Here is a 23,882-nt window from a genome sequence, read left to right as displayed (position 1 = left end):
AGGGGCTATTTAGGATGCCGAGGGCGCTGCGGGAAGCTGCTGGCTCATGCAATGAAAACTGCCGCCGCCGCGCAGCAGAGCATCCGATGGCGAGCCCATAATTGCACGACCGGGGAACAACTCGGCGAGCGCATCACAGGCGGCAGCGTCGTTTGGTGCGCCATATTGGGGGACGATCACTGCGCCATTGGTGATGCAGAAGTTCATGTAGCTTGCCGGGACGATCGCGCCGTCGATCTCGTAACGCCCCACCGAAGGAAGCGGGGCGACCTCAAGGCCAAAGGCGCGGGCGCGATCCGCCGCGTCCATGAAAATCGCGGCATTGGGATCATCCGCTGTCGACGCGTGCGGAATGGCGATCACGCCAGGCGCCACGAAGCGAGCAAGATTATCGACATGTCCATCGGTATGGTCGTTGACCAAGCCATCGCCTAGCCAGAGCATTTGCGACAGGCCGAGAGCGCCGGCGAGCAGCGTTTCGATCTGGCGTCTATTCAGCGCCGGATTGCGATTGGGATTGAGGAGGCACTGCTCGGTCGTGACGAAAAGGCCAGTGCCGTCCGTATCGATCGCGCCGCCCTCAAGGATCCAGTCATAGCGGACGCGTGGCAGGCCGGTCGAGGCGGCGAGTCGGGCGGCAATGTCTTGATCGCCGTCCATGTCGAACTTGCCGCCCCAGCCGTTGAACCCGAAATCGGCAAGCACGCGGTTACCGGCTGGGTCGACGAGCCCGATGGGGCCGGTATCGCGCAGCCAGATGTCGCCGAAGGGTTCATGGAGAATCTCGACGCCCGGTGATGCGAGCGAGTGAGCGGAACTCGCATCGTCCTCTGTTCGAGCGACCAGGGTGACGGGCTGACCATGTTCCGCAACGGCGTTGGCAAAGGCCGCCGCCTGCTGTTGGGCATCTTCAAGGCGCGCTGGCCACTCCGTGGGGTCACCGGGAAAGCCAATCCACAGGCGCTCTTGATGTGCCCATTCGGGGGGCATTGGATGTGGCATGGCATGTGATCTCACGAAAATACGAGGAGCGCTTTGGCGTAGAGCTGTGGCCAGAGCAAGTATTCACCATCGGACCGGCCTGGATGAGCGATAAAGCGGCCGCCGCAAGGCCGCATTGGCGGTTGCAAATTTAATGGCACGGGGGCAAATCGCCCGTTGAGATTCACCTTGACCCCGTTTTTTTTTTAGATCGGATAAAACCGTTTCCATGCTAGATCGGCCCGGCGCCATTGTTGCAGATGAGAAATCTGACGAACAGAAGAAGGCGGATCCATCTGTTGAGCAAAGTCTTTTGGCGCGCGCTGTAAGGCGAATGCGAGGCTTCGGTTGGCTGTTTCTCCTAACGGTCGTTCTTCCAACGACCTGCGCGATTCTCTATTTTGGCCTCCTCGCATCGGACGTTTATGTTGTTGAATCGAAGTTCGTAGTGCGGAGTCCCGAAAAGACCTCGGCGTCGGGACTTGGAGTTTTGCTCAAGTCGGCTGGATTTGCCAACGCGGGTGACGAAGTTTACGCTGCGCGTGATTTCGTCGAATCTCGTGATGCACTTCGTGAGTTAAACAAGGGAGGGGCCTTCTCCGCAGCTTATACCATGCCTTCTATATCGATTTTCGATCGATTTGGAACTCTTGGGTCGGGCAATGATTTCGAAGATCTCTATAAATATTATTCGAAAAGAATCGATGTTCGTCATGACACTGCGTCATCGATCATTACGCTAGAGGTGCGAGCTTACACTCCCCAGGACGCAAAGCGCTTTAATGAGCAATTGTTGGAGATGGCCGAGAATACCGTCAACCGGCTCAATACGCGCGGGCGGCAGGATCTGATTCGCTTTGCGCAGGTAGAAGTTGACGATGCCAAGCGTTCTGCCGGGAACGCGGCGATCACGCTTGCGCAATATCGAAGCCGTGAAGGGGTTATTGATCCGGAGAAGCAGGCCGCCGTTCAGTTGCAGATGGTCTCGAAATTGCAGGATGAACTCATCGCGACAGAAAATCAGCTCGTGCAAGTTCGTGCCTTCGCGCCGCGCAATCCGCAGGTCGAGGTGCTGGAGGTCAAGGCTAAAGCGCTGACACGTCAAATCGACGAAGAGTTGGGCAAGATTGTCGGCGCCCGCCGATCGCTGTCCTCTGCTACGGCTGAGTATCAGCGTCTTTTCCTCGCCAGCCAATTTGCGGATAAGCAATTGGCAAGCGCTATGGCGTCGCTTGAAGAGGCTCGCAATGAGGCGAGGCGCAAGCAGGCATATGTTGAGCGTATCGTGCAACCCAACCTTCCTGACAGTGCACTAGAACCTCGTCGGCTCCGCAGCATACTCGCTACGTTCGCACTCGGCTTGGTGGCTTGGGCTGTGCTTTCTATGGTGTTCGCTGGCGTGAAAGAGCATCAGGCCTAAAATGACCAGCATAGGAAGGGAGCTTTCATTGCTGGCTCAATCATGGGCTGTGCAGCGGCGTGTAATCGGCGCTTTGCTGATGCGGGAAATCCTGACTCGTTTTGGACGGCATAATATCGGGTTTCTTTGGATGTTCGTGGAACCTATGTTGTTCACTTTGGGAGTTACAGCCCTCTGGACCGCAACGAAATCGGCTCACGGCTCAAACTTGCCGATCGTTGCCTTTGCATTGACCGGCTATAGCTCAGTGTTGCTTTGGCGTAATATGCCTTCTCGGTGTATTGGAGCGATTACACCGAACTTGGCGCTGATGTACCATCGCAACGTCAAGGTGATAGACATTTTTGCGGCGCGGCTACTTCTGGAAGGGGGGGGGGCAACCATCTCGTTTGCCATTCTGTCGATTGTGTTTATTGCTGTAGGCATGCTTGAGCCGCCCGAAGACGTTTTACAGGTTATTGGGGGATGGCTTATGATCGCATGGTTTGGGGCATCTTTGGCAATGCTCTTGGGAGCTTTGTCGGAAAATTATGAGCTTGTGGAGAAGCTGTGGCATCCCGCGTCATATTTGCTCTTTCCATTGTCAGGAGCAGCCTTTCTCGTAGATTCTCTTCCAAAAGAAGCACAAGAGGTCGTACTTTATCTGCCTATGGTTCACGGCGTCGAATATGTTCGAGAGGGATACTTTGGTTCAAGTGTACATGCCGTGTACGACATGCAATATATGGCTGTCGTGAATTTAGGCCTTTGTGTACTTGCAATGTCTCAAGTGCGGAAAGTTGGCCGGTCGGTAATTCCTGAATGATAAGGTTAGCTGGTATTAATAAGCGTTATATAACGCGAAGCGGTCCGGTCGACGTACTGCAGAACGTCGAACTAGAAATTTTTCCTGGCGAACGTGTTGGTGTGCTGGGGCGCAATGGTGCGGGAAAATCTACTTTAATTCGTCTGATTAGTGGTGCCGAGCGACCTACTAGCGGTACCGTTGAGTGGAATATGAGTGTTTCTTGGCCTCTAGCTTTTGGTGGCGCTTTTCAGGCCGCTCTTACAGGGCTCGACAACTTAAGATTTATCTGTCGGGTGTACGGACGGAATCCTGACGACAGCATCGCTTTTGTGGAGGAGTTCTCGGAACTGGGTCTCTACTTGCGGGAGCCGGTGCGAACATACTCTGCTGGCATGCGTGCCCGTCTTGCTTTCGCGATATCTATGGTCGTGGAGTTTGATTGCTTTCTCATAGATGAAATTATCGCTGTGGGAGACGCGAGATTTCATCAGAAATGTCATTTTGAACTTTTTGAAAAGCGGGCCGAGCGTGCGATGATCATCGTGTCGCATGATTCCTCATATATTCGAGAGCATTGCCATCGGGCAGCGGTGCTGCATCAGGGGCAGTTGTATAATTTTTCTTCGATGGACGCCGCGTTCCAATATTATGCTGATGTAACTGCCTGATGATTTTTAACGCGGTTCGCTTCCACGGTTGGCGCCTTCGGCGGGCTTTTCGGAACGAGAAGCGCAATCGTCTGCCCTGTATTGCAGTCGACATCTCAATTTTATTCCAACTTGATGCCGGTACGGGTATTCAGCGTGTGGTTAAAGGTGTCAGTGGCGCACTGAAGTCAGAAAATATTCCTGGATACGATATACGATTTGTTGCGGCGTCTCGAAAATCGCCATATTTTTTTTTGGAGTTTGATGGAAATTCCTTCAAGAAAACGGATGAAATTGTTGATCTTGGAAGAGCTGATATTTTCCTTGGGCTGGACTTTTGTTCCAGGATATTTCCATCTAACTTTTTTCAGGTAAAATATTGGCGATTTCATCATGCAAAAATTTGCATCGTTTTATACGACATATTGCCGCTCAGTAATCCTGAGTGGTTTACCTCAAAATCTTCCCGTTCCTATAAAACTTGGATGAATTTCATAAGTCGAAATGCAAACAAAATTATTTGCATTTCGGAAGACGTTAAGAGAAATCTCCTGGCCCTTGATGCTTTTCGCAATCGAAGGCGCTTGTCCGTATCGACCCTTCGATTAAGTGGTGATCTAGGCGCAGCTGCGGGCGCTCCCGCCGACGAAGCCGCCAAAGTGCCGCCGAGGTTGGATTGGGGCAATTTCCTGCTCATGGTTGGGACTGTAGAGCCTCGAAAAGGGCATGATGATGCTTTGGACATATTCGAACAAATTGTGAGCCGAATGGGGCGCTCTGCCCCCCAGCTAGTAGTGGTTGGCCGGCCGGGATGGAAAAGTGAGGCGACGCAGCGACGTTTGGCGGACGCGTCCGAGGAGTCCAGGGTGCTCTGGTTGCGTGATGTGGGGGACGGGGTCTTGCACCGCCTGTATGGAGGGTGCAGGGGTGTCGTGATTGCATCCTTGGCGGAGGGCTTTGGCTTACCCTTGGCGGAAGCTATTTTCTACAAGAAGCCTGTTTTCGCTCGCCGATTGGATGTTTTTGCAGAAATTGCTGATGGATCGGTCACTTTTTTCAACTCCGGGCCCCCAGTTGTGATTGCCGAGTCCATGCTACGTTGGATCAATAAGGCTTGGGAATGTGACTTGCCGGAATATATTTCTGAGAAAAACTCAGCTACTTGGCGCGACTCGGCAAGAGCTATTTTGAAAATCTGCACACAATAAACTCCTTCTTTTTTGAGGTTAAAATGAAGACGGCATTAGTTACTGGTATTACTGGTCAAGATGGTGCATATTTGTCTCAGTTTCTTCTGAACAAAGGCTATAAGGTCTACGGAACGTTCAGAAGATCGAGTTCAGTTAATTTGTGGCGCATTGCGGAGATCGGAATTGAGAATCACGAGAACCTGCATCTCATTGAGTACGATCTTACCGATTTAGGGGCGACTATGGCCATGTTGCGCCGTTGTCAGCCAAGTGAAGTCTATAATCTGGCGGCGCAAAGTTTTGTCGGCGTAAGCTTCGAACAGCCCACCACTACGTCAAAAATTACCGGAATCGGAGCACTCAATATACTCGAGGCCATCCGTCATGGTGATCGTGATATCAGATATTACCAGGCCAGCACTTCGGAGATGTTTGGTAAGGTGCAATCTATACCGCAAGATGAATCTACCCCATTTTATCCTCGTAGTCCGTACGGTGTTGCGAAGCTGTTCGCTCATTGGATGACGATCAACTATCGAGAGAGCTATGATTTGTTCGCGACTAGTGGCATTCTCTTTAACCATGAAAGCCCTTTGCGCGGACGCGAATTTGTGACGCGCAAAATTTCAGATTCCGTAGCCAAGATTGTCTTGGGCCAGTTAAACGTACTTGAACTGGGCAATCTGGATGCTCAGCGAGACTGGGGGTTTGCCAAGGAATATGTGGAAGGCATGTGGATGATGCTTCAGGCGGATCGCCCAGATACATATGTACTGGCGACCAATAGAACCGTATCCGTGAGAGATTTTGTTACGCTGGCTTTTAGGGCAGCGGATATCGATGTTCGATTTTCGGGGACCGGAGAAAAAGAAATCGGCGTTGACGCGGCGACGGGGCGGACATTGGTCCGGATAAGTCCCCGCTACTATCGGCCCGCTGAGGTCGATCTGCTGATTGGAAATGCGGACAAGGCGAAAGCAGAGCTGGGTTGGGAGGCCAAGACCTCTCTCGAAGATCTGTGCAGTATGATGGTCGAGGCGGACCTTCGTCGTAACCGACAGGGCGTATCTTTCTAGGGAGGCTCGTAAGTTTCTCGCGTGAATTGACAGGTGTGGTGGTAGTGATGGCAAATTTCCCTGGAAATCTTGACGAGTTATTGAATCTCGATGACGAGAGGTTCCTGACAGCCAGCTATCTTCTGCTTTTTAATCGGCAGCCCGATCCGGCGGGACTCCATCATCATCTTGCTTTGCTCAAGGCGGGAAGAACCAAGCGAGAGATTTTTCTTGGTTTGACCTCCAGTCCGGAGGCAAAGGTGAATGGTTATCCTGCGTTGCGAATTGCGGTCGAGGCATGGACGAAGAACGGCGTCGTATGGCCGAGAGCGCTTAGGCAGATAGGTCGCAAGATTTCCGAATCAAAAGCGTCGATTGCCCGGCGCCTTTCGGGGGGGGCACGGTCGTCGATTTCTCCCTCCGGGGAGCCTCAGGTCGGCAATGTGCGGCGCGTATCGTTCGTTGAAGGTCCCGGCGTTGCCCGGAAGAAGGGAGGAGTGCCTGCACTCTGGCTGGACCTCACGACGAGCCTCGAATGGCAGGGCGGGGTCGTTGGGATTGTCCGGGCGGAAATTGAATTTGCGACTAGGCTGAAAGTGCTTCATCCTAATCTACGCTATTCCATGCAGATCGGGAGCGGTTTTGCAGAGATTTCGTCCAAAGAATTGGACTGGCTTTTATCGGCGGAGAATCCTGCCGATGCCTACATGAATTTTTTTGGCCGCTATCCCGGACGTTCGCCTGCGGGAAGTATCTCTGTTCCGGTACCCGATACGAATGAGCTATTTTTCCCTTATGTTGATGGAGATGTGATCGTCAGCGTTGGTTGGATGAATAGCAAGAAGGAGTACTATTTTGAGCAGGTCAAGGATAAGGTGTCCTTGAAGCTTTGTTATCTAATTTATGACGCAATTCTGGTTTTGGATAGCACTAGGCATTTGTACGACTTTTCCCACTCGCAGAAATTTCATCGGTATCTCGAATGGGCGCATAGGAATTGCGATTTTCTTTTTTACGGCGGTGAGACTGCGCGCCGCGATATTGAAGCCTTGCAGAAGCATGGAGAATGGCCGGCCCGTCCTGGCAAAGTATTGAAGTTCGGGACAGACATTTTTCAAACGAAATCATCAGTCGCCGATGCCGATCTTCTTGCAGAAATTGGCGTCGAATTGCCCTTCATCATGACGGTCGGCTCCATTGAGCCTCGAAAGAATCATGAGACTCTTTATCGCGCCTATCTGATGGCAATGGAAATGGCGGGAGAGGCACAACTGCCGCAGCTATTGTTTTGTGGGCGGCCGAACGCGGAGGTTACGGATTTTCTCGATACGCTGGCGCGTGATCCAAGGGCTGCCGGGCGCATCATTCGATGCTCGCCCTCAGATGAACAGTTGGCAGCACTTTATCGGCATTGTTCGTTCACGCTACTTCCAAGCGTATATGAAGGGTGGAGCCTCACGCTTCCCGAAAGTCTGGGGCAGGGCAAATTCTGTATAGCAGCCGACACGCCGCCTCTGCGGGAAATTGGTGAGGGAATGGCGGATTTCGTGCCGCCGTTTGATGTGAAGCAATGGGCGGATAAGATCGTTCATTATGCCACAAACAAGCCAGCGCTCGCGCGTGCGGAGAATGACGTCAGGAGCAACTGGAGAACAATCCATTGGAGTGACACCGCGAGGGAGATGGTGGCGGCGCTTGAGCTCATCCTCGCTCCGGATTGGCAGCAGGATGCTGACAAGGCAGGTGCTCCTGCATCAAAGGTCAGTGAGCCAATTATTTGGATGGATTTGACGCTCAGTTATCTCGACTGGGGCGGAAACGTAACCGGTGTGGTTCGGGCGGAATTAAGTTTTGCTAAGTATTTGAAAAAGATAGCGCCAAATACGCGATATTTTGCTTGCCGAAATGGATATCTGTTCCGAATTGAAGAATCCAATCTTGAGTGGTTATTTTCTTCCGATGATATTACCAACTCGTTTCGGTTTTTTCTTGATTTCTGGCAAAAACGGGAAGGAAAGGGCGAAGGTAACAGAGATCCCTTCCTTGGATTGGACGGCCCAGATCCATTTCATGAAGCATATATTCGCCGCTTTCCCGATGGCAGCATTATATTTTTCGCTGGGATCGATTTTGGTGTTTACGATGAAGATGGCATTCCGCAACTATCGCGAAATCAGGTTGTAGAAAATTATTGCGATGCTGATTTAAATATTACCAAGTCTCAGCTGATCTATGACTTGACGCCGGAATTGTTTCCACATTTGCATAAGCCTGAAACTGTGAGCGGATACAGGCCATTTCTGGATTTTGTTTCCAACCGCTTCGACCACATTGTTTATGGTGGTCGTACGGCAATGCGAGATGGTTTGTCTTTGCAGAAGAAGCTGGCTTGGGAATCTCCACTTTCGACGTTCGTGGAGTTTGGTACGGATATCTATCAGGCATCGTCATTGCCTTCGCTTGATGAAGACATGAAGCTACTTGCGAAGTTCGAGCTGTCCGAGCCTTATGCGCTTATGGTCGGCACTTATGAGCCCCGTAAGAACCACGAGGTTATTTACCGGGCTTTTCTCATGATGCTGGACCAAGGCATGTTGGAGCACGATTTCAAGATCGTCTTCGCTGGCCATAGGGGTTGGAAATCCGACGATATTTTCAATCAAATGAGACGAGATGCCAGGGTGGCCGGGAAACTTCTCCTCATCAGCCCGGGTGATAACGAGTTGGATGCCCTCTATCGGCAATCACGATTTACGCTACTACCCAGCTTTTATGAAGGCTGGAGTCTGACGCTTCCGGAAGCCTTATCATATGGCAAATTATGTCTGGCCGCGGATGTCGATCCGCTTCGGGAAGCGGGCGGTGATTTCGTTGAGTATATTCACCCACTGGACAGTGCGGCATGGGCGCGCCGCATGGCGCACTATGCCAACAACGATGCTGATGTTCGAGCTAAAGAGCGTATGGTCGAGGAAAAGTGGCATGCACGAACCTGGCTGGAGTCGTCCCAGATGCTGGTGAACGAACTTAGGAAAGGGCATGAGGCGTTGTCCGTTAAACGTTCTCGTGGCGCTGACATTCGGTCAGGTTGCGATTGAGGATTGAGTGAGGTTGCAAGAGGGCGAATGATGAAGATCGCGATTGTGGCAAATTGCCAAGGGGAATCGATCAAGAAGTGCGTAGACGCCCTGAATCCCAGCATTGAGACATCCGCCGTCATGGTTCACCATGTCGTCAACGATCCGGGCTGGACCGAGCGGCTGATCCAAGAGAATGATTTGATCTTTGCCCACAGATTGTTGCAAGGCTCCCCAGTTTCATTGCCTTCCGACAAAATCATCTATTTGCCGAATATCGCCTTCAACGGCTATCATCCGGATCTGACCTTCGTCCGCGGCGTGACCAAAGACGGCCAGTTAGAGTCCGTGATCAACATGTTTGGCGGCTATCACTCAGGTATCACTCTCTACGCTTATCAGAATGGTTTTACTCAGGATGAAGCTAAGAAGCTGTTCTGTCCGGAAATCTACGGAAGATTAGGATATTTTGAAGCCTACGATCGCGCTTATGATGAATTGATTGAGGAAGGTCGGCTTTGCGGTCTACCGCTCGATGCAAAGCTTTTGCGGTGGGCGCGCATGGCGCCATTTATGTACTCAAGCAATCATCCAAAGCTATTTGTTATAGAAGACGTCGTGCGGATGGTTCTCAATAACATTGGCGTTCGCTGCCTATTCAATAATGTGCATGAGTATATAGATGACCCACTGCGAGAAATGCCGATATGGCCGATTTATCCAGGCATTGCGGAGAGATTTGGACTGATTGGAGACACCGCGTTTAGGGCCAATCGTAATTATTCAATGGTTCCGCTTACTTCTTTCATCGCCGAGAGTTATTGTCATTTTGATCGCTTCGATCGGGATACGCTGGAGGCTATCAATCTGCCTGTGCACGAATATGGGGAATTGATTGGACCAGAGGCATTGAAGGTTAATAAGGACGTCCCAGGTAATCCCTATTCACAGGTTCCTTCTTATCAATTTTGGCGTAATTCTGTAGCTTCGGTCGAGTGTTCTCAGTTCGATCCGGTGGTGTCCACCAAGTTCACCCTTGAACCCAGCGACAAGGTGGCAACGGCTGGTAGCTGCTTTGCTCAGCACATTGCGCGGACTCTTGCTTCGAGCGGATTTAACTATCTGGTGGCCGAGAATGCGCCAGAGGGCATGGACAGCGAAACAGCGCTTTCGGAAAATTATGGGGTATATAGTGCCCGTTATGGCAATCTTTATACCGTTCGCCAGTTGAAGCAGTTGTTGGATCGGGCTGAGCATCGTTTCTCTCCAGTGGATGAGGTCTGGATCGGAAAGAGTGGTGGGTACATTGATCCGTTTCGCCCTCAGATTAAGCCGGGAGGCTTTTCATCAATCGCGGAATTAACTGCGGCTCGAGCTGAACATTTTGATGCTGTGCAGAAAATGCTGCATGAGATGGATTGTTTTGTCTTCACCTTGGGTTTGACAGAAGGTTGGCAGTCGAAAATTGACGGTGCCGTTTTCCCGTTGGCCCCTGGGGTGGCGGGTGGCATCATGAACCCCGACAAATATGAGTTTAAGAACTTTTCTGTCGATGAAATGGAGGTAGATCTTGCGGATGTCATAGGAAGAATCCACCAGATTAATCCGGCTATCAAGATTATTCTCACCGTATCGCCGGTTCCTTTGATCGCAACATTTGATAACCGCAATGCATTGGTAGCAACAACCTTTAGCAAATCTGCCCTTAGGCTGGTGGCAGATAGTGCAAGTCGAAGGTATGAATTTATTGAATACTTCCCATCATATGAAATTATAACAGGAAGTTATAATAGAGGTGCCTATTTTGCCGAAGATCTGAGGGATGTTCGTCCCGAAGGGGTTTCTCACGTCATGTCGGTATTTATGAAGCATTATACTGGGCAAGGAGGTGATCCCGTTTTAAAGGCGGATGACGCTCTGGCATCGCCGCGGCGGCAAGCAAATGCTTTTTTTGACGTAATATGCGACGAAGAGGCAATCGCAAATTTTTAATCTTTCGACATGCAAGGAGCAGTCGTGTCGCGGAAAATTCTTGTTACAGGCGCTGCAGGTTTTCTTGGGCGCTATCTCATGCGGCGGGTTCGCGATAGTTCCGGCGTGGCGATTGGTACATCTGGGCGCAATGCCGATGCTGATCTGTACCACTGCGACATTACAGATGAGCGCCAGGTTGCCGCTGTGATTGAAGCAGTGCAGCCCGATGTGATCATACATTGCGCTGCAATATCAAGTGTGACGGCCGGCAAACCTTTACAGTATTATATGACAAACGTCATAGGCACGGAGAATATTTTAAGGGGTGTTCAGAAAGTATCTGGGCAAAAAGTTAGATTCATGTTTATCAGCACGGCGGGTGTTTATGGAAATCAGGAATCTGATGTTCTCCATGAGGACCTTTGTCCGAGCCCCGTTCATCACTACGGAATGAGCAAATTTTGCGCCGAAAAGTTGATGAAAAACTACGAAGATTTTATCGATTTCACTGTCATCCGGCCTTTTAATATAATCGGTCGGGGGCAGAATGAGGACTTTGTTGTCCCTAAACTTGCGGAAGCTTTCCGTTCTCGTCAAAAAAGTATCCAACTTGGCAATGTTGAAGTGTACCGGGACTATATGGATGTATATTCTGCCTGCGACTGCATAGTAAGGCTTATAGATGCTCCACGAAGTATCGGAAAAACTGTCAATCTATGTACCGGGCAGCCGACTTCTCTTCGAGAGTTGATTGATATGTTCTCCGAAATAACGGGGCATACTATTAAGATCGAGAGAAATGAAAATCTGGTTAGAAGAAATGAGGTTTGGAAACTCATTGGCGATAACGGGAGATTAACAGATTTTCTGGATCGTCAAATATTGAAAACAGACGTACTGAACGTACTCCGTTCTATGCTGGCATAGGCTGCTTTGAATGCAGGAAGGGAGAATGGTTATCGATGTGGATGCGACGCCGCTGCTGGACCAGCTGACGGGAATCGGCGTTTACACATTGAATTTGCTTAGTGGATTGGGTCGTCGAGACGACATGCTGGTTCGTGCTCACCTCGCTGGCCGTGTTGCAAAGGCGACGCCATTCTCACTCAATCGTATTATGGCACCCTCTCGAATGATGCGGAAATGGGATCGTCTGTCATATAAATGGGGGCGGACGACCCGAAGTAAGGCGGCGCTTTTTCATGGTACGAATTTCTTTCTGCCGCGCTGGCTAGAAAGCGGTATCGTGACGATCCATGATCTGTCTGTTTTCAGGTATCCGGAGGCGCATCCGGTTGAGCGGCTTGAGTATTTCGACCGCGAGTTCGAGGACAGCCTCCGGCGGGCCAGACATGTTTTGACCGATTCTGAAAACGGACGGCAAGAGGTGATGGAATTTGCTGGGCTTCATCCAAGCAAGGTAACAGCTGTTCATCTTGGTGTTTCCCCTAGCTACATGCCGTTTCGAGGCTCTGAAGATGAGCGATTAATACTTGCTCGATATGGGCTTCAAGCTCATAACTATGCGCTATGCGTTGCGACATTGGAGCCTCGCAAGCGTATCGATATGGCGATACGCGCGCATGCACTAATGAGGCGCCGGACAGGTTCAAAAATGCCGTTAGTGGTTGTAGGGGCTGGAGGTTGGCGCAACGGATCGTTGCGCGAGCTGATTGAGATTGAGCAGGGTAAAGGAACGATCATCTTGCTCGGCTACGTTGCGTCCGATGATCTACCCACGCTATACGCTGCCGCGAGGTTATTTGTTTATTTATCGGTTTATGAAGGTTTTGGATTGCCCCCCATAGAGGCTATGGCCAGCGGAGTGCCGGTTATTGCCTCGGATAGATCCTGTCTTCCGGAGGTGACTGCCGGTGCAGCTATGCTGGTAAACCCCGATGACCTTGACTCCTGCGTGGGAGCTATCGAACGAGGGTTGAATGATGAGGCTTGGCGAGAGCTGGCCATACAGCGAGGCCTTCAGGTTGCCGCTGGCTATACTTGGGACAATTGCATTGAGAACACCATTAACGTCTATCGGAAGGTTTGGGCAGAATATGCCTGACGCTCTTTTCGTAGCTACGCAAAAGTGCGAATGCCCGTGACGCCTTCAAGGAAGCAAGTTCTCCCACTCGTCGTGAGCGCGTTTTTATCGGGCTGTTCCGTTCTTCCAGCAGCGGGGCCTTCCACGCGCGCGGTAAGCAGCGCAGGCCACCAAAGTACAGATCACGCTCCGATCACAGTGGTTGATGTGACCGATTCCGTTGCAGGGCGCCTAATGGCGATGAAGAAGCCCGTTTCATTCTCGGACGTGCTTACTAACGCGACGGAATATGGCTCCGTTATCGGGCGAGGCGACGCTCTGGATATCACCGTTTTCGAAGCGCCGCCCGCAGTGTTGTTCGGTTCCACATTTACTGGCGGAGTCGGCTCGGGAGCGGGAGCCAGTCAGCGCGCTGCTGATCTTCCCGCCCAGGTCGTCGGTGCCGATGGTCGTATCGACGTGCCGTTTGCGGGTCAGGTTGACGCTGCTGGGCTTACGCCGCAGCAGGTGGCTCGTGAAATTAGAGGCCGGCTAGCCAGCAAGGCGCATGACCCTCAGGTGATCGTGCGTCTCGCGCGCAATACCACCTCTGCGGTGACGATCGTTGGGGACGTTGCGAGCAGTGGCCGGGTGCCGCTTTCTACGCGTGGCGAGCGCTTGCTGGACGTCATAGCGAGCGTCGGCGGCGTTCGTCAGCCGGTCGGCAAGACGACGATTCAGGTGACTCGCGGCGCTAAGGTCGAGGCGATGCCTCTAGAAGCGATCATCAAGGATCCGCGCCAGAATGTGCGGTTACAGGCGGACGATGTCGTTACCGTTCTTTTCCAGCCCTATAGCTTCACGGTCCTCGGCGCGGCGCGCGTCAATCAGGAAATTCCGTTCGAGGGGACGGGGCTCACGCTGTCGCAGGCGCTTGGCCGCATGGGTGGACTTGCCGATGAACGCGCCAATCCAAAGGGGGTGTTCATCTTCCGCTATGAAGATCCGGAGCTTTTCGCGAAAGAAGGCGAAGCTGCACCGCCGACCAAGGACGGCAAGGTTCCGGTCATTTATCGGGTGAACATGCGGGACGCGAAGACACTGTTCGTCGCGCAGTCGTTCCCGATCTACAATAAGGACGTCATCTACGTCTCGAATGCGCCGCTCGCCGACTTTAACAAGTTCCTGCAGGCTGTATCACAAATCGTTTATCCGATCGCGGTGATCCAGACCTCCACCATTTTCTGAGCGGGGACAAATTCACAATGCGGGGCGAGCCGCATGATCTCCTTCTGGATGTCACGCGTCTCGTCTGGCGGGCATGGCGAGGGGGGCTGCCGACTGGTATCGATCGCACCTGTCTCGCTTATGCCGCGCATTATCGCGACAGGGCGCTTGCAGTCGTCCAGCGCGAGGGGTGGACGCGCGTGCTCTCGCCCAAGCAATCTCGCGAGTTGTTCTCGCTTTTGCTCGATGCTTCGGGCGCGCGAGGTCCACTTGTGCGGTTCGGGCTTGGGGCACTTGCGGGACGGTCCAAGGGAGAGACAGCAGGTCGCCTCTACCTCAACGTCGGGCATACGGGCCTCAACTGGCCGGGGCATATGGACTGGATCGCGTCGAGCGGTGTGCGCCCCGTCTACTTCGTTCACGATCTCATTCCTCTCAGTCACCCGGAATATTGCCGGCCGGGCGAGGCGGAGAAGCATCGCGCCAGAATTCAGGCTTTGCTCCATTCCGGCGTAGGTGTGATCGCCAATAGCCGCGACACACTGAATGAGTTGGACGGGTTTTCCCGTCTTAAGAGAGGCAGGACAATGCCGCCTGGCATCGTCGCGCCGCTGGGCGTTGATGACTTGCATGCGGGGCAGGATAGCGGCGCTGCGCCAACGCTTCCCGGCCGGCCCTATTTCGTCATGCTGGGGACGATCGAGGGGCGAAAAAACCATCTCCTCATCCTCAATATCTGGGCTGAGATGGCGCGTCGGCTTGGCACGAATTGCCCGCAACTGATGATCATCGGTCAACGCGGTTGGGAGAGCGAGCAAGCAGTGGACATGCTGGAACGCTGCGAAGCGATCCGCGGGCATGTCATCGAGCTGTCCCGCTGCGACGATGCCGCCCTGGTGGCCTATCTCCGCGGCGCAAGCGCGCTGCTCTTTCCGTCATTCGTGGAGGGCTATGGTCTGCCGCTTGTGGAGGCGCTGGCTCTCGGCACGCCGGTGATCGCCAGCGATCTCGCTGTTTTCCGTGAGCTGGCCGGCGACATTCCCGATTATCTCAGTCCTATTGATGGGCTGGGCTGGTCGCGCCTGATCGAGGACTATAGCCGTGCGGAAAGTCCATCCCGCTCAGCGCAGATGAAGCGCATTGCAGGCTATGAGGCTCCCAGATGGAAAGGGCATTTTGCCCGTGTCGACGACTGGCTTGCCGAACTCCATCCTGCGGCTTGATCTCATTATTCTGCGGCTGCCGCGAATATGGGGGGCGCCGGTTGCCAGTGGCTGACCCAGTCCCCGACCAGACGCTCGACGGCTGATTCCACCAGAATGCTGATGGCCGTCTGGCTCGCCAGTCCTCCGTAGATCAGGCACTGATCATAGAGAACGCGGCGGAAAGCCTCATAGACCTCCGGGTCCGGCGCCTCAGGCCGCATCCAGAAGTCATCGAGCCGGCCCTGATGTGTAATGCCGTCCATCGCGTAGACGGCCTTACCCAGGGCCATAGTGGGCACACCGGCCTGTAATGCCAGCGTCGCGGATGTGCTGTTCACGGTCACCATGCCGCGTGCCCGCGTTGTCAGATCGAGAAGATCCCCTCCGTCGATATGGAAGACACGTCCGGCAATTCCCAGCGCGTTCGCTCGCTTCGCGAGGTAACGGCGCCAGCTCATGAAGCCCGCGTCGAGCGGATGTACTTTAACGACCAGATTCACATCAGATGGAGCGCGCCGCGCGAAGCTGTGGAGAACATAGTCGACGGCCTCGGCCATGCTGGCAAAGGGCGAATGCTCCCGGATCTGGTAATCATTGGTAAGCTGCAGAGGGAACAGGAAATAGGGCTGATCGCCAATATGCTGCAGCGCTCGCTCTGCCTGCAAGCGCGTCGCCTTGCGCGTCGCGAGTTTCTTTAACCAGCCCAGTCCTTCGCCGATCAGCGATCCCTGCCGGTGCGACTGGTAGAAGGGGAACAAGGGGGATTTGACGACGACATGATGATAATAGCGATAGGCGTCGCGCACACGCCGGCGGAAACTGGCCGTGATCGCCGGTCGCTCGGGCACGGGGGGTAGCGCTGCCGCCCGTTCCAAGAACCAGTTCGGGTCGCGGGGGAGAGCGGAATGGCCGTTGACGCCTGATGGCTCAAGAGTCACCCAGTCCGGCCGGATATAGCCTTCCTCGAAGACATGGACGTTGATGTGGCGCAGGCGCGCCATGTGGTGAGCCGCCATGTGCAGCGGGCGGCAGTCACCGAAAAGGAGAATGTCCGTAATACCGTTATCCCGCAGGAACCGGTCAATAAAGAGCGTCCACCGCTTGCGGCTTCCACGATAATTGACGGCTTTTCCCGGCCAGTCCGCCTGATCGCCACCATTCAGGTTGATCCTTTGAACCGAGCAGGCAAGCTCCTCCAGCCGCTGACCCAGCAGCCAGAAAAATGGACCTGGCGGTCCCTGAAGAAAAAGGAAGCGCCGGTGCGGAAGCGGTTGGTATTTCATATGCTCTTGCCCAAGCGTGCCACCGCGCGTCTTAATAAACCTTGTAAGCGCCGCATTGGCACTAGTGCATCATTCTGACGCGTGACGCCAGACATTAGCCGCATCACCAGAATTTCGGGAGTGCAGGGGAGGTTGGTCACGGGGTCCAAGTATCGCGGATAGATGAGAAGCACAGCTGCCGCAAGTTCATCGATCGTCCGGCGGGCAGTTCTGCGCGCCGGCTTTCCCGCCAGGTCCTGTGTCAGGCCCCACCCATAATAGAAGGGTTGCCCATGACAAACCACTTCTTTCCCACGCATCAGTGCTTCGAAGCCCGCAAGTGATGTCATCGTATGCAACGCATCCGCTCTGCTCAGAAGATTGCTGATCGGGCTCGTCGGATCTATCTCGTCAGCAAGTTTTTCAACCCAGGCTTTGGGGATCGAGCCGATACGATGCCCGGCGGTGACGTCAGGATGCGGGCGATAGATGATATAAGCATCCGGCTCCAGTTTTCGTGCCGCTTCAAGCAAAGCGAGGTTGGAGCGCACGACGGGGCTGCCAAAGCGAACCGAGCGATCATCTTCAACCTGCCCAATCACCAGCACGATGCGACGATTTTCCGGATGCTCGGATTGAGGCTCATCGGAGGACGTGGCGGACTGCTCGCCCGCGACACCATATTTCCCGATGCCGTGCCGCACGATCAGGGCGCGCAAGTCAGCCGCGCGGGCCAACTGATCCTGCGAGAAGTCTCCTTGCTGGATGATCGCTTCCAAACGGTTCGGAACTGTTGGATCATAGTGAACCCCCATGTCGTCAATGACGACAGAAAGCGGCGGAACGCAGTCCGCGCCTAGTCCGACCGAGCGGATAAAACCGTCCTCGACTTCCACAACTGCGAAACGATCTTCGATTATCGCCAGTTCCTCGGGCGTCACTCGCGCCTTCCAGCATGCGACGCGGGCGCCGGCCGGCAGAGATGCCAGCAGGCTCGGCGTCGGGGCAGCGAACGTCGGGCCGTTTGCTCCGTCCCAAAGCAGCGGCTCCACCGTATCGCGCTTCCAAAGCGCAAAGCCGAACGCCGCGACGATCCCTCGATTTTCTTCGATCAGGCGTCGCCAGTGGCCGAGCAAGGCAATGAGCGCCACCAATTCGATCGGCTCGCCGGTGAACGGGTTACGCCAGGCGAGGCCGCTGAGCAGCGCCTTATCCACCGCCGCTTCCAGAGGCCCGTCAATCGGCTGCGAGCGTGCGATCCGGCGCAGCAGCGCCTCTGCGTCGCCATCGCCGATCGGCGGATGGAGCCATGGATCTGTGTCCGCGTTCCAGAAGGCGCCGCCTACCCGTTCACGCCGAAGCGCGCTGACCACTTGGCGCGCTTCTCCCGGACGAGCAGATGCGCCGGGCCGGGCCACCACGATGTCGTGCGGGTTGGCACGCGGGAAGGGGGGCACGGCCAGAATGGATCGGGCGAGAGTCAGTGCTGTCATGACGTCTGCCTGACGACTGTCCAGCTGGCGGGGAGTTCGGGTAAGGGCTCTGCCTGCCCCTTGTTCATGGTGGCAATTGCCGCACTGAGCCATGGCCCGAGCGTCTGCATCGGCGGCTTGTGGGTTTCCCCCGTCATGGAAATATAAGCCACCGGGCCTTGCGTTGCTGCGGCGAGCCGCGTCCCGCTATCGCCGGGTATGACGCGGTCCTTGTCTCCCTGCACGATGAGAAGGGGGGCGTGGATGCGCTTGAGTTCGTCGATGTTGTTCCATCGCTCCGGGACGAAAGGGCGGGCGTACCAAGGTGCGGCAGCGGAAAGCGTCGCGAACGCGCCGATGGTGATGACCCCAGCAATGTCGTGTCGCCCGGCTGCGGCGTCGATCGCCACTGCAGCGCCAAGCGAATGGCCTAACAGCCAGACGCGCGCGTCCTCGCCTGCGAGTTTGTGCGCCGTCTGGATGAAAGCGGCCGCGTCACGCTCAATGCCTGCCCGGTCGGGGGAGCCGGGATTGCCACCGAAGCCGCGATAGGACGCGACCAGAACGGCATCGCCTCTGCCGCGCAGATATTGTGCATATTTGGCAGCGACGCCGTGATGGGCTCCCCGGCCATGAAAGAAGACGAAGATGTCCTTGTCGCCGGGTGCTCCCGGCCAGAAATAGCCGCTCAGCGCAATCTGGTCGCTCGTGGCTACTCGGATTGCCTGCGGAGGCACTGTTGAAGACCATTGCGCGATGTCGATCGGGCCGGAGCGCGGCGCATAGAGTTCCTGCCGGGCAAGGCCGCAACTCATCAGGCTGGCTGGAGCGATAATCGCGACTATCGCGCCAGCTAAAGGTTTGAACTGTGGAATCCGTCGGTCAGCCACTGGTCGCGCGGGTTTCGTGCAGCGCGGCCAGCGTGCGCATGAGAGCCTCCATGTCGTCGAGCGGAACGGCATTTGGCCCATCGGAAAGAGCATTATCCGGATCGGGATGAGTCTCCATGAACACGCCGGAAACGCCTGCGGCGACCGCTGCGCGAGCGAGCAGGGGCACATATTCCCGCTGGCCGCCGGACCGGTCGCCAAGGCCTCCCGGCAGTTGCACTGAGTGGGTGGCGTCAAACACGACAGGGCATCCGGTCTTTGCCATGATGTCGAGGCCGCGCATGTCCACCACGAGATTATTGTAGCCGAAGCTCGTACCTCGTTCCGTAAGGAGGATCGGGCCGCAAGGACCATTGCTCGAAGCGCAGGCACGCCTTGCCTTGTCCACCACGTTGGACATGTCGGCCGGGGCCATGAACTGACCCTTCTTGATGTTCACCGGTTTCCCGGTTAGCGCCACCGCCTCGATCAGATCGGTCTGGCGGGCGAGCAGCGCAGGAGTCTGGAGCACATCCACCACTTCTGCGGCGGGCGCAGCCTGCTCAGGCGTGTGCACGTCAGTCAGCACGGGAAGGCCCGTCTCCCGACGCACCTCGTCCAATATGCGCAGTCCTTCGTCCATCCCGACGCCGCGAAAAGACGTCGATGAACTCCGGTTGGCCTTGTCGAAGCTGCTCTTGTAGATGATGAGCACGCCGAGGCGCTCGGCAAAGCCAGCAAGCCTTTCGGCCACGCGCAGCGAGAAGTCTCGCCCTTCGATCACGCAGGGGCCGGCAATGAAGAAAAGACGCTGGTCCAGACCAACGGGGCGGCCAAGCAGTTCAGTCATTAATCTGTTCTTCCTGCGCGCGCCGGGTCAGGATTGCCTCGACGATCGGAACATCCTCGGGATTGTTGACCTCGACCATGTCCCAGTTCGGCGGGGCCACTTTAACCACATGCATGGGCACCCCGCGAACGAGGAAACGCAGCTGCTCCAACCCCTCGATCTGTTCGAGATCGCAGGGGCCGCTGGCTACATAGGCTTCCAGCGCTGTTCGACGATAGGCGTAAAGGCCGAGATGGAGCAGCACGGGGCGCTCTGCGCTGGGCATCGCGTCGGGCGCGAGATAAGGTAAAATCCGCTTCGAAAAATAGAGCGCACGACCTGCATCATCCGTGACGACGGTGGTGCCGCCTACGCGGCCAGCGGCGGCGTCCTCGACCAGATGGCGGTAGGTTTCCGGAGAGCAAGGCACCGCGACAGTCGCGGCGTCGGCATCGCCATGATCCTGCATCCAGGAGACCATCGCCGCGACTGCATGGGGCGGAGTCAGCAGCGCGTCGCCCTGAAAATTCACAAGGAGATCGGCGTTCGGCACAGCATCCAGACAAGCGGCAATCCGCTCCGTGCCATTGGCGCAGCTGTTGGGCGTCATGATCACCTTGCCACCAAACTCCCGCACCACGTTGGCGATGCGCTCATCATCCGTTGCAACGTAAACGTTGTCCGCGGTCGAAACCCGTAAAGCGGCCTCGAAGCTATGCTGAATGAGCGGCTTTTGTTGGCCATCGGCACCGCGAATGAGATGCAGCGGCTTTGCGGGAAAGCGCACGGACGCATAGCGCGCCGGAATGATGATCGCAGCGCTGCCAGTCGATTCTGATCTTATCATTGAGTCATCCGCTCCGGCTGTCGCCGGTGCCGTAAGATTTTCAGGACATTGCTGCCAGATCGTGGATATGCACCACCCCGATCGGACGGCGATCATTATCGCGATCGGTGACGAAGATGACAGTGATTTTCGAGTCCACCATCAGCGCGCGAACATCCTCGATGTTCGTGCCGCTCGGCACGGTGATGGGAGTGCGGGTCATGACATCTGCTGCTTTCGCGATCAGCACCTGATCGATGCTGCGCCGCAAGTCGCCATCGGTGATGACGCCTGCAAGGCACCCGTCCTGATCCACGACCCCGGCGACACCTTTGCCGACAGAGGTCATTTCCAGCACAACATCCCGCAGCGGCGCATCGAGGCGTACCAGCGGCAACGGCGCATTGCCATCGATGATGTCGTCAACAGGCGACAGCCGGTAGCCGATTTCGCCACCGGGATGCAGTCTGGCCAGATCGTCGCGAGCAATGCCCCGCTCGCGCATGACGGCGAGTGCGAGTGCATCGCTCAGCGCGAGCATCATCGTGGTTGAGGTTGTGGGCGCGATGCGTGCGGGGCAGGCTTCCTTTGCTCGCGGCAATTGCAACAACACATCCGCTTGGCGTCCAAGCGGCGAGTTTCTTTCGGAAACGATGCCGATGATCGGAGCGCCAAGGCGGCGGGCATAGGCGAGAAGCGGGCGTATCTCGCGCGTAAAGCCGGAATTGGAAAGAACGATGAGGGTGTCCTGCGGGCCCAGCATGCCCAGATCGCCATGCGAGGCTTCGGCGGCGTGGAGAAAGAATGCTGGCGTTCCCGTCGACGCAAGGGTCGCGGCGACTTTTCGGCCGATATGACCCGATTTACCCACGCCCGTCACGATGACGCGCTCGCGTGTGCCGAGAACAAGGCGCACGGCATCAACAAAATTGTCGTCCAGCGCATGATGAAGGCTGTGAAGCGCTCGGGCTTCCTGATCTATAACATCACGTCCGATTTCGAGCACAAGTGCCCGGTCACCTAGATTATCCCGCGCTGCACTGCGGTTCACAGTCGCCATAGATGACAGCCGCTCTATCGTTGTGGGTGCGGGACGGGTAGGGAGGTATGTTGGGGGACGCAAGCCACATTTATGTAAGGACTCATTCCATCGCGCTATCGCAACGCCTTGACTTGGCTCTGTGCGGCTTGCCACATCTATGTCATCGAAGCGTGTGAAAAATGTCGCTTCATTGCGGAGCGCCGCAATCCTCATTCCACACTATTGCTGAATTTCGTCCACACCGCCTAGGCCTTGAGCCGGGTCGCAACGTGATGCACGAGAGTGGCGGGGTAAATCTTGTGGAGAGAGAAATGACGATCAGAACGGCGTTCATTGCTGCAGCGCTGCTCGCGGTGGTGAGTTCGCCCGTCGCGGCTCAGGTGGATGATAGCATCGCGCCGATTGCCGCGCCGGCCGAACCCAATGCAATCCCGCTCGGCACCAATGGCGTGGACGGTTCGACTGCGCCGGAGAGCTGGTTTCGCCAATATGGCACGGCGTTCACGCGCAACGTGACTGTGCCGACCCTCACGCCGTTCCTGCCGGACCCCGCCAAGGCCAATGGTGCTGCCGTGATCGTGGCGCCCGGCGGCGGATTCCTTTTCCTTTCGATGGAAGCCGAGGGCTGGCGCGTAGCCAAAGCGCTGGCCGACAACGGCATCGCTGCCTTCGTGCTCAAATATCGCACGCGGCCCACCCCCGGCGATCCGGTGGCGTTCAGGCAGGCTATGGATGCGATGTTCGCCGGAGCAGCCCGCTCGTCTCCCAGCCCCAGCGGCGGGCCGGCTCCTGCGGCTAATGCCCCGGTCGCCAATCATGTGGCGGATGCACGGGCGGCGTTCGCGCTCATCCGCAAGCGTGCGGCGGAATGGCATGTCGATCCCGAGCGGGTTGGCATGATCGGCTTTTCGGCTGGGGCAGGCACGACGATGGCGACAGCATTGACGGCGCCGGACACGAAGCCCGCTTTTATCGGGCCGATCTATGGCTCCTTCGGCGCGGTCACGGTTCCCGCTGATGCGCCGCCGATGTTTGCGGTTCTCGCCTCGGATGATCCGTTGTTCGCCAAGAAAGGCTTTGGGCTCATCGATTCCTGGCAGCAGGCAAACCGTCCGGTCGAGTTCCACCTCTATCAGAAGGGCGGCCACGGCTTCGGTCTCGGCAAGAAGGGCACGACCAGCACCGGCTGGTTCGACGCGTTCATGTTCTGGCTGGAGACCAACGGCTTTCTGCAGCGCAAGAAGTAACGCAGGGCAAAAGGAAAGGGCGGCCCGTTGCCGGACCGCCCTTCCTGATAAGTCGTAACGGCCGGAGCCGAAGGATCAGCGCGAGTAGAACTCGACGACCAGATTCGGCTCCATCTTCACCGGATAGGGCACCTCGTCCAGCGTGGGCACGCGGACATAGGTGATCTTCGCGGCGCCGTCGGGTGCGATATAGTCGGGGATGTCTCGCTCGGCGAGGCTCTGCGCCTCCATGACGAGCGCCATTTCCTGCGCCTTCTTGCCGAGAGTGACCTCGTCGCCCGGCTTCACCAGACGGCTGGCGATGTTGCACTTCACGCCGTTCACATAGATGTGACCGTGGCTGACAAGCTGGCGGGCAGAGAAGATCGTCGGCGTGAACTTGGCGCGATAGACCACCGCGTCGAGGCGACGCTCGAGGAGACCAATGAGGTTCTGGCCGGTGTCGCCCTTCATGCGTGCGGCTTCGAAGTAGTTCTTCTTGAACTGCTTCTCGGTCACGTCGCCATAATAGCCCTTGAGCTTCTGCTTGGCGCGGAGCTGGATGCCGAAGTCGGACATCTTGCCCTTGCGGCGCTGGCCGTGCTGGCCGGGGCCGTATTCGCGCTTGTTGACCGGGCTCTTGGGGCGACCCCAAATGTTCTCGCCCATACGACGGTCGAGCTTATACTTGGCGCTGGTGCGCTTCGTCATTTATCCTGTTCCTTCAATCGCTTGCAACGTCTGCCCGAGGTCATGTCGATCTCAGGCGT

At 55.8% G+C, this 23,882-nt stretch carries 20 protein-coding genes; 12 read left to right on the top strand and 8 right to left on the bottom strand.

The genetic code is table 11. The features are described 5' to 3' along the window. Positions 1–9: 9 nt before the first annotated feature. Positions 10–1,002: an agmatine deiminase family protein gene (locus ACNAOH_RS04595; protein ID WP_443971586.1), complete on the bottom strand. Its 993-nt coding sequence runs from the start codon at positions 1,000–1,002 to the stop codon at positions 10–12. A 208-nt stretch (positions 1,003–1,210) separates the two neighbouring features. Between ACNAOH_RS04595 and ACNAOH_RS04590 the strand changes: the two genes are divergently transcribed. The 11 genes from ACNAOH_RS04590 (at position 1,211) to ACNAOH_RS04540 (ending at position 15,604) form a co-directional block, all read left to right on the top strand. Beyond that, complete coding sequence (locus ACNAOH_RS04590; protein ID WP_443971585.1) at positions 1,211–2,401, top strand: hypothetical protein; 1,191 nt, start codon at positions 1,211–1,213, stop codon at positions 2,399–2,401. 1 nt (position 2,402) lies between these two features. Continuing rightward, on the top strand, positions 2,403–3,206 hold the full coding sequence (locus ACNAOH_RS04585; protein WP_443971584.1) for an ABC transporter permease: 804 nt from the start codon (positions 2,403–2,405) through the stop codon (positions 3,204–3,206). After that, entirely contained in the window at positions 3,203–3,856 is a 654-nt protein-coding gene (locus ACNAOH_RS04580; RefSeq protein ID WP_443971583.1) for an ABC transporter ATP-binding protein, read from the top strand. Before ACNAOH_RS04585 ends, ACNAOH_RS04580 begins: the two co-directional genes overlap by 4 nt. Further along, positions 3,856–5,043: a glycosyltransferase family 4 protein gene (locus ACNAOH_RS04575; protein ID WP_443971582.1), complete on the top strand. Its 1,188-nt coding sequence runs from the start codon at positions 3,856–3,858 to the stop codon at positions 5,041–5,043. The genes ACNAOH_RS04580 and ACNAOH_RS04575 overlap by 1 nt, the downstream gene beginning before the upstream one ends. Before the next feature lie 23 nt (positions 5,044–5,066). After that, the gene (gene gmd / locus ACNAOH_RS04570) at positions 5,067–6,101 is read left to right on the top strand and encodes a GDP-mannose 4,6-dehydratase (RefSeq protein WP_443972045.1); all 1,035 of its coding nucleotides are present in this window, start codon (positions 5,067–5,069) and stop codon (positions 6,099–6,101) included. A 47-nt stretch (positions 6,102–6,148) separates the two neighbouring features. Beyond that, positions 6,149–9,178: a glycosyltransferase gene (locus tag ACNAOH_RS04565; RefSeq protein ID WP_443971581.1), complete on the top strand. Its 3,030-nt coding sequence runs from the start codon at positions 6,149–6,151 to the stop codon at positions 9,176–9,178. Between the two features lie 27 nt (positions 9,179–9,205). Further along, entirely contained in the window at positions 9,206–11,149 is a 1,944-nt protein-coding gene (locus ACNAOH_RS04560) for a GSCFA domain-containing protein (protein WP_443971580.1), read from the top strand. Between the two features lie 24 nt (positions 11,150–11,173). After that, complete coding sequence (locus ACNAOH_RS04555; protein WP_443971579.1) at positions 11,174–12,058, top strand: NAD-dependent epimerase/dehydratase family protein; 885 nt, start codon at positions 11,174–11,176, stop codon at positions 12,056–12,058. A 25-nt stretch (positions 12,059–12,083) separates the two neighbouring features. Further along, a complete protein-coding gene (locus ACNAOH_RS04550; RefSeq protein ID WP_443971578.1) occupies positions 12,084–13,196 on the top strand; it encodes a glycosyltransferase family 4 protein in 1,113 nt (370 codons plus the stop codon). Between the two features lie 219 nt (positions 13,197–13,415). After that, on the top strand, positions 13,416–14,402 hold the full coding sequence (locus ACNAOH_RS04545; RefSeq protein WP_443971577.1) for a polysaccharide biosynthesis/export family protein: 987 nt from the start codon (positions 13,416–13,418) through the stop codon (positions 14,400–14,402). Positions 14,403–14,419: 17 nt separating this feature from the next. Further along, complete coding sequence (locus ACNAOH_RS04540) at positions 14,420–15,604, top strand: glycosyltransferase family 4 protein (protein WP_443971576.1); 1,185 nt, start codon at positions 14,420–14,422, stop codon at positions 15,602–15,604. A 5-nt stretch (positions 15,605–15,609) separates the two neighbouring features. On the opposite strand, the gene ACNAOH_RS04535 is transcribed toward ACNAOH_RS04540, so the two are convergent. From ACNAOH_RS04535 to ACNAOH_RS04510, 6 genes are all read right to left on the bottom strand, one after another. After that, positions 15,610–16,869, bottom strand: a complete 1,260-nt coding sequence (locus ACNAOH_RS04535) for a capsule biosynthesis protein (RefSeq protein WP_443971575.1) — start codon at positions 16,867–16,869, stop codon at positions 15,610–15,612. Then, entirely contained in the window at positions 16,866–18,065 is a 1,200-nt protein-coding gene (locus ACNAOH_RS04530; protein ID WP_443971574.1) for a capsular polysaccharide export protein, LipB/KpsS family, read from the bottom strand. Before ACNAOH_RS04530 ends, ACNAOH_RS04535 begins: the two co-directional genes overlap by 4 nt. A 272-nt stretch (positions 18,066–18,337) precedes the next feature. Further along, a complete protein-coding gene (locus tag ACNAOH_RS04525) occupies positions 18,338–19,135 on the bottom strand; it encodes an alpha/beta hydrolase (protein WP_443971573.1) in 798 nt (265 codons plus the stop codon). A gap of 67 nt (positions 19,136–19,202) precedes the next feature. Then, positions 19,203–20,039 carry a 3-deoxy-8-phosphooctulonate synthase gene (gene kdsA / locus ACNAOH_RS04520; RefSeq protein WP_443971572.1) on the bottom strand — a complete coding sequence of 279 codons (837 nt, stop codon included), beginning with the start codon at positions 20,037–20,039 and terminating at the stop codon, positions 19,203–19,205. Further along, entirely contained in the window at positions 20,032–20,865 is an 834-nt protein-coding gene (locus ACNAOH_RS04515; protein WP_443971571.1) for a 3-deoxy-manno-octulosonate cytidylyltransferase, read from the bottom strand. The genes kdsA and ACNAOH_RS04515 overlap by 8 nt, the downstream gene beginning before the upstream one ends. A gap of 40 nt (positions 20,866–20,905) precedes the next feature. Further along, positions 20,906–21,904 carry a KpsF/GutQ family sugar-phosphate isomerase gene (locus tag ACNAOH_RS04510; protein ID WP_443971570.1) on the bottom strand — a complete coding sequence of 333 codons (999 nt, stop codon included), beginning with the start codon at positions 21,902–21,904 and terminating at the stop codon, positions 20,906–20,908. Positions 21,905–22,197: 293 nt separating this feature from the next. Between ACNAOH_RS04510 and ACNAOH_RS04505 the strand changes: the two genes are divergently transcribed. Beyond that, positions 22,198–23,133, top strand: coding sequence for an alpha/beta hydrolase (locus ACNAOH_RS04505; RefSeq protein ID WP_443971569.1), 936 nt, complete (start codon positions 22,198–22,200; stop codon positions 23,131–23,133). Positions 23,134–23,208: 75 nt separating this feature from the next. On the opposite strand, the gene rpsD is transcribed toward ACNAOH_RS04505, so the two are convergent. Next, positions 23,209–23,823: a 30S ribosomal protein S4 gene (gene rpsD, locus ACNAOH_RS04500; protein ID WP_443971568.1), complete on the bottom strand. Its 615-nt coding sequence runs from the start codon at positions 23,821–23,823 to the stop codon at positions 23,209–23,211. Positions 23,824–23,882: the final 59 nt, after the last annotated feature.

Origin of the sequence: Sphingobium sp. CR28 (assembly GCF_052327305.1) — a bacterium.
Taxonomy (GTDB): domain Bacteria; phylum Pseudomonadota; class Alphaproteobacteria; order Sphingomonadales; family Sphingomonadaceae; genus Sphingobium.
The sequence above is the reverse complement of the archived record's forward strand: the minus strand, read 5'-3'. Positions and strand labels throughout refer to the sequence as shown.

Coding starts and splice junctions, on each gene's coding strand:
- kdsA (WP_443971572.1), bottom strand. CDS start 20,039: ATGACTGAACTGCTTGGCCGCCCCGTTGGTCTGGACCAGCGTCTTTTC.
- ACNAOH_RS04585 (WP_443971584.1), top strand. CDS start 2,403: ATGACCAGCATAGGAAGGGAGCTTTCATTGCTGGCTCAATCATGGGCT.
- ACNAOH_RS04545 (WP_443971577.1), top strand. CDS start 13,416: ATGAAGAAGCCCGTTTCATTCTCGGACGTGCTTACTAACGCGACGGAA.
- ACNAOH_RS04550 (WP_443971578.1), top strand. CDS start 12,084: ATGGTTATCGATGTGGATGCGACGCCGCTGCTGGACCAGCTGACGGGA.
- ACNAOH_RS04525 (WP_443971573.1), bottom strand. CDS start 19,135: ATGAGTTGCGGCCTTGCCCGGCAGGAACTCTATGCGCCGCGCTCCGGC.
- ACNAOH_RS04560 (WP_443971580.1), top strand. CDS start 9,206: ATGATGAAGATCGCGATTGTGGCAAATTGCCAAGGGGAATCGATCAAG.
- ACNAOH_RS04575 (WP_443971582.1), top strand. CDS start 3,856: ATGATTTTTAACGCGGTTCGCTTCCACGGTTGGCGCCTTCGGCGGGCT.
- rpsD (WP_443971568.1), bottom strand. CDS start 23,823: ATGACGAAGCGCACCAGCGCCAAGTATAAGCTCGACCGTCGTATGGGC.
- ACNAOH_RS04580 (WP_443971583.1), top strand. CDS start 3,203: ATGATAAGGTTAGCTGGTATTAATAAGCGTTATATAACGCGAAGCGGT.
- ACNAOH_RS04595 (WP_443971586.1), bottom strand. CDS start 1,002: ATGCCACATCCAATGCCCCCCGAATGGGCACATCAAGAGCGCCTGTGG.
- ACNAOH_RS04510 (WP_443971570.1), bottom strand. CDS start 21,904: ATGGCGACTGTGAACCGCAGTGCAGCGCGGGATAATCTAGGTGACCGG.
- ACNAOH_RS04535 (WP_443971575.1), bottom strand. CDS start 16,869: ATGAAATACCAACCGCTTCCGCACCGGCGCTTCCTTTTTCTTCAGGGA.
- ACNAOH_RS04565 (WP_443971581.1), top strand. CDS start 6,149: ATGGCAAATTTCCCTGGAAATCTTGACGAGTTATTGAATCTCGATGAC.
- ACNAOH_RS04590 (WP_443971585.1), top strand. CDS start 1,211: ATGCTAGATCGGCCCGGCGCCATTGTTGCAGATGAGAAATCTGACGAA.
- gmd (WP_443972045.1), top strand. CDS start 5,067: ATGAAGACGGCATTAGTTACTGGTATTACTGGTCAAGATGGTGCATAT.
- ACNAOH_RS04505 (WP_443971569.1), top strand. CDS start 22,198: ATGACGATCAGAACGGCGTTCATTGCTGCAGCGCTGCTCGCGGTGGTG.
- ACNAOH_RS04540 (WP_443971576.1), top strand. CDS start 14,420: ATGCGGGGCGAGCCGCATGATCTCCTTCTGGATGTCACGCGTCTCGTC.
- ACNAOH_RS04515 (WP_443971571.1), bottom strand. CDS start 20,865: ATGATAAGATCAGAATCGACTGGCAGCGCTGCGATCATCATTCCGGCG.